The 7,472-nt window shown below is 62.5% G+C and carries 7 protein-coding genes and 1 pseudogene; 6 read left to right on the top strand and 2 right to left on the bottom strand.

The annotated features are described in order from the left end of the window. The first annotated feature begins 75 nt into the window (after positions 1–75). From EN969_RS09365 to EN969_RS09385, 5 genes are all read left to right on the top strand, one after another. Positions 76–1,104: an amino acid ABC transporter substrate-binding protein gene (locus EN969_RS09365; RefSeq protein WP_013532423.1), complete on the top strand. Its 1,029-nt coding sequence runs from the start codon at positions 76–78 to the stop codon at positions 1,102–1,104. Positions 1,105–1,167: 63 nt separating this feature from the next. Next, entirely contained in the window at positions 1,168–2,355 is a 1,188-nt protein-coding gene (locus EN969_RS09370; protein ID WP_013532422.1) for an amino acid ABC transporter permease, read from the top strand. Positions 2,356–2,364: 9 nt separating this feature from the next. Next, positions 2,365–3,522 carry an amino acid ABC transporter permease gene (locus EN969_RS09375; RefSeq protein ID WP_013532421.1) on the top strand — a complete coding sequence of 386 codons (1,158 nt, stop codon included), beginning with the start codon at positions 2,365–2,367 and terminating at the stop codon, positions 3,520–3,522. A gap of 31 nt (positions 3,523–3,553) precedes the next feature. Further along, complete coding sequence (locus tag EN969_RS09380) at positions 3,554–4,357, top strand: amino acid ABC transporter ATP-binding protein (protein ID WP_013532420.1); 804 nt, start codon at positions 3,554–3,556, stop codon at positions 4,355–4,357. 111 nt (positions 4,358–4,468) lie between these two features. Continuing rightward, a complete protein-coding gene (locus EN969_RS09385) occupies positions 4,469–5,137 on the top strand; it encodes a TIGR02117 family protein (RefSeq protein ID WP_013532419.1) in 669 nt (222 codons plus the stop codon). A gap of 74 nt (positions 5,138–5,211) precedes the next feature. Here EN969_RS09385 and EN969_RS09390 read toward each other — a convergent pair whose 3' ends face one another. Together EN969_RS09390 and EN969_RS09395 are read right to left on the bottom strand one after the other, a co-directional pair. Continuing rightward, positions 5,212–6,453 carry an FAD-dependent monooxygenase gene (locus EN969_RS09390; RefSeq protein ID WP_013532418.1) on the bottom strand — a complete coding sequence of 414 codons (1,242 nt, stop codon included), beginning with the start codon at positions 6,451–6,453 and terminating at the stop codon, positions 5,212–5,214. A 19-nt stretch (positions 6,454–6,472) separates the two neighbouring features. Further along, a complete protein-coding gene (locus tag EN969_RS09395; protein ID WP_013532417.1) occupies positions 6,473–6,718 on the bottom strand; it encodes a zinc-finger domain-containing protein in 246 nt (81 codons plus the stop codon). A gap of 211 nt (positions 6,719–6,929) precedes the next feature. On the opposite strand from EN969_RS09395, the pseudogene EN969_RS09400 reads away from it, so the two are divergent. Continuing rightward, positions 6,930–7,472: pseudogene (locus EN969_RS09400) on the top strand (RNA degradosome polyphosphate kinase); the annotation flags it as partial.

Raw genomic sequence — 7,472 nt, forward strand, 5'->3', positions numbered from 1 at the left:
GGATGAAGCCGCGTTCACACGGGAGAAAAAAATCAGGATTTACTCCTGAAAAACAGAGAAAAGGGTCTGTGGGTCATGAAACACATTGCTATCGGCATTCTAGGCGCCGCCACGCTTGGATTGATGGCGTCCGCCGCGTCGGCGGCCACGCTCGACACCGTCAAGGCGAAGGGCTTCATCCAGTGCGGCGTCTCCACCGGCCTGGCCGGCTTTTCGGCGCCGGACGACAAGGGTGACTGGCAAGGCATCGATGCGGATTTCTGCCGCGCTGTCGCGGCCGCCGTCTTCGGTGACGGCTCCAGGGTCAAGTTCACGCCGCTCAGCGCCAAGGAGCGGTTTACCGCGCTGCAGTCGGGCGAGATCGACATCCTGTCGCGCAACACCACCTGGACCATCAACCGCGATACGGCACTCGGCCTGAATTTCATCGGCGTCACCTATTATGACGGCCAGGGTTTCATGATCAACGCCAAGAAGCTGCCGGGTGTCAATTCGGCATTGCAGCTCTCGGGCGCAGCCGTCTGCGTGCAGAGCGGCACCACCACCGAGCTGAACCTCGCCGACTACTTCAAGGCCAACAAGATGGAGTACAATCCCGTCGTCTTCGAAAAGCTGGAAGAGGTCAACGCCGCCTATGATGCCGGCCGCTGCGACGTCTACACCACCGATCAGTCGGGCCTCTATGGCATACGCCTGACGCTGGGATCGCCGGCCGACCATGTCGTGCTGCCCGAGATCATCTCCAAGGAGCCGCTCGGACCTGCCGTTCGCCAGGGCGACGACCAGTGGTACCACATCGTCAAATGGACCTATTTTGCGCTGCTGCAGGCTGAAGAGCTCGGCATCACCAAGGCCAATGTCGATGAGATGAAGAACTCGGCCAGCCCCGAGATCAAGCGCGTTCTCGGCCAGGAAGCCGACACCAAGATCGGTACCGATCTCGGCGTCTCCAATGACTGGGTGGTCAACATCGTCAAGGCCGTCGGCAATTATGGCGAAATGTTCGAGCGCAATGTCGGCTCGGGCAGCCCGCTGAAGATCGCGCGCGGCATCAACGCGCTGTGGACCAAGGGCGGCCTGCAATACGCGCCGCCGATCCGCTGATCGAAATGTGATCCGGGAGGCAGATCATCTGCCTCCCGGTTTCTCTTTCCAGGGGACGGTCGAATGGCATCGCAGGACGTACTTCGCGAGGAGCCCAGCCGCGGCTCCTTCATCAACGATCCGAAAATCCGGGGCATATTCTTCCAGGTGCTGGTCGTCGTGCTGCTGGTGGCGGGCGTCTGGTGGATTGCCCACAACGTCATCGACAACCTGACGCGGTTGCGCATCGCTTCAGGCTTCGGCTTCCTCAAGGGCCGCGCCGGCTTCGATATCAGCGAGAGCGCGATCGCCTATTCGTCGGATTCGACCTATGGCCGCGCCATTCTGGTCGGCCTCCTCAACACGGTCATCGTCGCCATCGTCGGCATCATCACCGCGACAATCATCGGCTTCGTCATCGGCATCGGCCGGCTCTCGAAGAACTGGCTGATCAGGAAGATCTGCACCGTCTATGTCGAGGTCTTCCGCAACATCCCGCCGCTGCTGGTCATCTTCTTCTGGTATTCCGGCGTGCTGGCCGTGCTGCCGGCGCCACGCGACAGCATCAATTTGCCGTTCGGCTCCTTTCTCAACCAGCGCGGTTTCTATTTTCCACGCGCCGTATGGGGCGACGGTTCATGGCTGATTTTCGTCGCCCTGCTCGTCGGCATCGCCATGGCGTGGTTCGTCGCGCGCAAGGCGCGGCAACGGCAGATGGCGACCGGCCAGCAATTTCCGGTGTTTTGGACATCCGCGGCGCTGATCGTCGGGCTGCCGCTGCTCGCCTATGCGCTGAGCGGCTTTCCCCTGAGCTTCGATTACCCCAAGCAGTCGACTTTCAACCTGACCGGCGGCTTTCAGGTCCGGCCGGAGTTCCTGTCGCTTTATCTGGCGCTGTCCTGCTATACCGCCGCCTTCATCGCCGAGATCGTGCGTGCCGGCATCAGGGGTGTCAGCGCGGGCCAGACGGAAGCCGCCGGAGCGTTGGGATTGCGTTCCGGATCGATCCTGCGGCTGGTCGTCGTGCCGCAGGCCATGCGCATCGTCATTCCGCCGCTGACCAGCCAGTATCTCAACCTGACCAAGAACTCGTCGCTGGCCATCGCCATCGGCTATCCGGACCTGACGGCGACCGCCGGGACAGTGCTGAACCAGACCGGCCAGGCCGTCGAGGGCGTGGTGATCATGATGGTGATCTATCTCGCCATCAGCCTTCTGACCTCGCTTGTGATGAACTGGTTCAACGCCAAGATGGCGCTGGTGGAGAGGTGAGGTAAGGACATGCAAGAACATGATATGTCCTGGGTGCGCACCGAAATGGTGCTGGCGCAGCCGGCGCCCGCCAGCGTCACCGGCCTCGGCGCATGGGTGCGCAAGAACCTGATCGCGTCTACCGGCGACACCATTTTGACAATCGTCGGCATCGCCCTGGTGGCGATGATCCTGCCGCAAATCATCAATTGGGCGTTCATCAACGCCGTGTGGACGGGGCCGGACCGGACCGTATGCGCCACGGTGGCGCAAGGCGGCATCCAGCCGGATGGCTGGACCGGCGCCTGCTGGGCTTTCGTCAATGCCAAGTTCGGCCAGTTCATGCTCGGCCGCTATCCCATCGAGGAGCGCTGGCGGCCGATCCTGGTCGCCATCCTGTTCGTGGCGCTGCTGGTGCCGATGCTGATGCCGAAGGTGCCACGCAAAGGGCTGAATGCGGTTCTGCTGTTCTTCGTGCTGCCGATCGTCGCCTTCGTCCTGCTGGTCGGCGGCATGTTCGGCCTGCCGCATGTCGAGACCTCGCTTTGGGGCGGGCTCTTGGTAACGCTCAGCCTGTCCTTCGTCGGCATTGCCGTGTCGCTGCCGCTCGGCATCGTGCTGGCGCTCGGCCGCCGTTCCAAGATGCCGATCATCAAGACGCTGTGCGTCGTCTTCATCGAGACGGTGCGCGGCATCCCGCTGATCACCGTGCTGTTCTTCGCCAGCGTCATGCTGCCGCTGTTCCTGCCGGAGGGCGTTTCGTTCGACAAGTTCCTGCGCGCTTTGATCGGCGTGTCGCTGTTTGCCGCCGCCTATATGGCCGAAGTGGTGCGCGGCGGCCTGCAGGCGATCCCCAAGGGCCAATATGAAGGTGCCGATTCGCTCGGCCTCGGCTATTGGCAGAAGATGTATTTCATCGTCATGCCGCAGGCGCTCAAATTGGTCATCCCGGGCATCGTCAACACCTTCATCGGCATGTTCAAGGACACCAGCCTGGTCATCATCATCTCGATGTTCGACCTGCTCGGCATCGTCAAACAGAATTTTTCCGATGCAAACTGGGCAACCGCGCAGACGGCGAGGTCCGGCCTGATCTTCGCCGCCTTCGTCTTCTGGCTGTTCTGCTTCGGCATGTCGCGCTATTCAATGTACACCGAACGCCGGCTCGACACCGGCCACAAACGCTAAACATAAACAAAAGAACAAGGGGATCCCTCTCATGGCCACCGAAAATGCCGTCAGCGCCGAAGAGATCAAGGTCAACGCCGCCAAGATGCAGATTTCGACGACCGATGTCGCCATCGACATCATCGCCATGCACAAATGGTATGGCGAGTTCCATGTGCTGAAGGACATCAACCTGAAAGTGATGCGCGGCGAGCGCATCGTCATCTGCGGCCCCTCCGGCTCCGGCAAATCGACCATGATCCGCTGCATCAACCGCCTGGAGGAGCACCAGAAGGGCAAGATCATCGTCGACGGTAAGGAATTGACCAACGATCTCAAGAAGATCGACGAGGTGCGCCGCGAGGTCGGCATGGTGTTCCAGCACTTCAACCTGTTCCCGCATCTGACCATCCTGGAGAACTGCACGCTGGCGCCGATCTGGGTGCGCAAGACGCCGAAGAAGCAGGCCGAGGAAATCGCCATGCATTTCCTCAAGCGCGTCAAGATCCCGGAACAGGCCAACAAATATCCCGGCCAGCTTTCCGGCGGCCAGCAGCAGCGTGTGGCGATTGCCCGCTCGCTGTGCATGAACCCGCGCATCATGCTGTTCGACGAGCCGACCTCGGCGCTTGATCCGGAGATGATCAAGGAAGTGCTGGAGACCATGGTTGGCCTTGCCGAAGAAGGCATGACCATGCTGTGCGTCACCCACGAGATGGGTTTTGCCCGCAAGGTCGCCAACCGGGTGATCTTCATGGACCAGGGCCAGATCGTCGAGCAGAACACGCCGGCCGAGTTCTTCGACCACCCGCGCCATGAGCGCACGAAGCTGTTCCTGTCGCAGATCCTGCACTAGGCTTTCGATGTTTGCGAGGAGCCCGGCTGAAACACTGCCGGGCTCTTTTGCGTATGGCATAACAGGCGACCGTTCCTGTCGCGCTGGAGCGCTTTTGCAGAGCCGCTTTTCATGAAGAGACTGGGACGTTTTCTAGGCCTTCTGTTGATTGTCGTCGCTCTCGCCGTGACGACGGGCACCCTCGTGCCGCGGCCGCTGTGGCCGGCGGCCGCCGCCATGCCCGCCGCGACGCGCCACATCCTGGTGCTGAACAATCCGATCCACACCGATATCGCCATCCCGGTCGACGATGCCGTGCGCCAGCGTTTCCACTTCCTGGTCGACGCCGGCATACCGGCCGACAGGCCGGAGGTCCGCTACATCGTCTTCGGCTGGGGCGGTCGCGCCTTCTACCTGGAGACGCCGACATGGTCCGAGCTGAAGGCGGTACCGGTGATGAAGGCACTGACCCTCGACGCGTCGGTCATGCATGTCGATGTCGCCGGTGACATCCTCGAACCGCCCCCTGACATCGCGGGGTTCGACATCACAGAGGACCGGTTCGCGGCGTTGCTCGATTTCATCGATGCGAGTTTCCAGCGCGGACCGGAAGGCCCGATCCTCGTTCCGGACGCGGCCTATTCCAGGTTCGACGGCTTCTACGAAGCCAACGGCCATTTCAACGCACTGATCGGCTGCAACACCTGGACGGCGGCCGCCTTGCGCACCGCAGGCCTGCGCACCGGCTGGTGGAACCCGCTGCCTGTATCGCTCGGGCTATCGATGCGGCTGTATAATTAGCGTGGGCATTCCGCGAATTGGCGAGTGTCGCGTTCCTTCACACCCCCCTCTGTCCCGCCAACCTTTCGCAGGTTTCAGCTTTCGTCAGCCTCCGGTGCCCGCCAGCCATAGAGCCAGTCCAAATCCGCCGCGAGTTTTTCCGACGAGCGCATTTTCAGGAACACGTTGCGCGCAATCGCCACCGGCCCTGCGGCATGCCAGGCCAGCCGGTTGACAGCGCCGCGTCGGGCGACCTGCGCGACACGCGGCCGCCGTGACTGTTCCCAAACCGCAAGCGCGGCCAGCGGGTTCGTAGGGGAGGCGTAGACGGCGTCGGCAAGCGTCGCTGCATCCTCGATCGCCATGGCCGCACCTTGCGCCGCGAATGGGGTCATCGCATGCGCGGCGTCGCCGATCAGCGCCATGCCGTTCGGTGTTGTCCAGGGCTGTTGCGGGTCGACAGTGTGGATCGGCCACGCGGTCCACGGGCCGGCCTGCTCGACCAGACGGGCAAGTTCTGCCGCAGTGCCGGCAAGAGCTCGGGTCAGGATCCCGGCGTCGGCGTTGCCGGACCAGCCCTCGGCAATGCGGTCGCCCCTGGTGAAGGCCGCGAGATTGAAGGCCGCACCCTTGCTGACGGGATAGGCCACCATATGGAAGCCGGGATGCAGGAAGGTGGTGACGCAGTCCCTGGCGCCGATGGCGGCAAAGCTCTGCCCCGCGGCGCTATCGGCTGCGATGGTCGCGCGCCAGGCCAGTTCGCCGGAGAAATGGTTTCTTGGCGAAGCCGACCCCTTGGCCGAGTCGACAAGTGGGCGCACCGATGACCAGACGCCATCGGCCCCGACCAGCAGGAAGCCCTCCGCCTCGATGGTCTTGCCGTCGATCTCGGCCGTCGCCGTGATGCCATGCGGGCCGGAGGCAACGTCGCCGATGCGCGCGCCGGTGGTGAGATGGATATCCGGCACCTCGGCAACGCGCGCGGTCAATGCGCTCTGCAGATCGGCCCTGTGCGCGACGAGATAGGGTGCTTGCCAGCGGGTTTCGGCGGCTTGCCCCAGCGGCACGCGCGCCAGTTCGCGCAAGGTCGCGGCCTTCTTCAACACCACGGCTTGCGGCCGCACCGCTGCCGGCAGCAGCCGGTCGAGCACGCCAAGCTGGCGAAGGATGCGCGTCGCGTTTGGAGAGAGCTGGATGCCGGCGCCGGCAGCTTCCAGGCGCTGCGCCTGTTCGAACACCCGAACCGCGTAGCCGCGCGAGGCGAATGCAAGGGCTGCGGTCAATCCGGCGACACCGGCCCCGGCGACGACAATTTGCCGGGAACGCGTGTCGTTCATCGGGCTGGTCGCGAAAGTCTCAGGCGGCCTGTTCGATGTAGATGCATCCGGCCGGCAGCGTTTCCGTCGCCTTCAGCTTCGGCGAATAGCGGTAGAGCGTCGAGCAATAGGGACAGACTTTTTCATTGTCGTCGCCCATGTCCAGAAACACATGCGGGTGGTCGAAAGGCGGATTGGCGCCCGTGCACATGAATTCCTTCACGCCGATGTCGATTGCCGGATAGCCCGCATCGTTCTGAAAATGGGGAATGGAACCGCCTGCCATCGTCGTCTCCTTAACGCAGTCTCGTCTGCATCTGGATCATATCAGGCCTCTTTGCAAGTTCGATGAAATCAAACTGTCGCAAAAGCCTGTCAGAGGATAAGTTAAGCCGGTTAACCCATGGCCCGAAAACCGATTTCGGTTTCCGGGAGGGACCATGGGTCGCTAGAGTGACTGGCTAGCCGGCTTGAGCGGGTGTGGAAGAGCGGGAATCATGAACGAACTGAAGCCGGTGCAGAACGAATTCGTGGATGTCGAGGTGGCTCGCCCGGAAGGCGGCAACCCGGACCGGTTTGTCAACCGCGAGTTTTCCTGGCTGCAGTTCAACCGGCGCGTTCTCGAGGAGTCGCTGAACCTCAATCATCCGCTGCTGGAGCGCGTCCGCTTCCTGTCGATCTCGGCCGCCAATCTCGACGAGTTCTTCATGGTCCGAGTCGCCGGTCTTGCCGGCCAGGTGCGCGAGGGCATCACGCTGAAGAGCCCCGACGGCCGCACCCCCGAACAGCAGCTCGAACAGCTGCTGCGTGAGGTCGAGCGGCTGCAGGAAGACCAGCAGAAGAGCCTTTCGGCGCTCACCGTGCTGCTCAACAAGGAAGGCATCGAGAGCATCACCCGCGATGCGCTGACCAAGGACGAGAAAATCTGGCTGGAAGACCATTTCCAGGAACAGGTTTTCCCGGTGCTGACCCCGCTGTCGATCGACCCGGCGCATCCGTTCCCGTTCATCCCCAATCTCGGCTTCTCGATGGCGCTGCAA

The organism is Mesorhizobium sp. M7A.F.Ca.CA.003.01.2.1, assembly GCF_003998945.1.
Taxonomy (GTDB): domain Bacteria; phylum Pseudomonadota; class Alphaproteobacteria; order Rhizobiales; family Rhizobiaceae; genus Mesorhizobium; species Mesorhizobium ciceri.

What these genes read in the sequence shown, in the direction of transcription:
- EN969_RS09365 (WP_013532423.1), top strand. Translation starts at nt 76, where the DNA reads ATGAAACACATTGCTATCGGCATTCTAGGCGCCGCCACGCTTGGATTG.
- EN969_RS09370 (WP_013532422.1), top strand. Translation starts at nt 1,168, where the DNA reads ATGGCATCGCAGGACGTACTTCGCGAGGAGCCCAGCCGCGGCTCCTTC.
- EN969_RS09375 (WP_013532421.1), top strand. Translation starts at nt 2,365, where the DNA reads ATGCAAGAACATGATATGTCCTGGGTGCGCACCGAAATGGTGCTGGCG.
- EN969_RS09380 (WP_013532420.1), top strand. Translation starts at nt 3,554, where the DNA reads ATGGCCACCGAAAATGCCGTCAGCGCCGAAGAGATCAAGGTCAACGCC.
- EN969_RS09385 (WP_013532419.1), top strand. Translation starts at nt 4,469, where the DNA reads ATGAAGAGACTGGGACGTTTTCTAGGCCTTCTGTTGATTGTCGTCGCT.
- EN969_RS09390 (WP_013532418.1), bottom strand. Translation starts at nt 6,453, where the DNA reads ATGAACGACACGCGTTCCCGGCAAATTGTCGTCGCCGGGGCCGGTGTC.
- EN969_RS09395 (WP_013532417.1), bottom strand. Translation starts at nt 6,718, where the DNA reads ATGGCAGGCGGTTCCATTCCCCATTTTCAGAACGATGCGGGCTATCCG.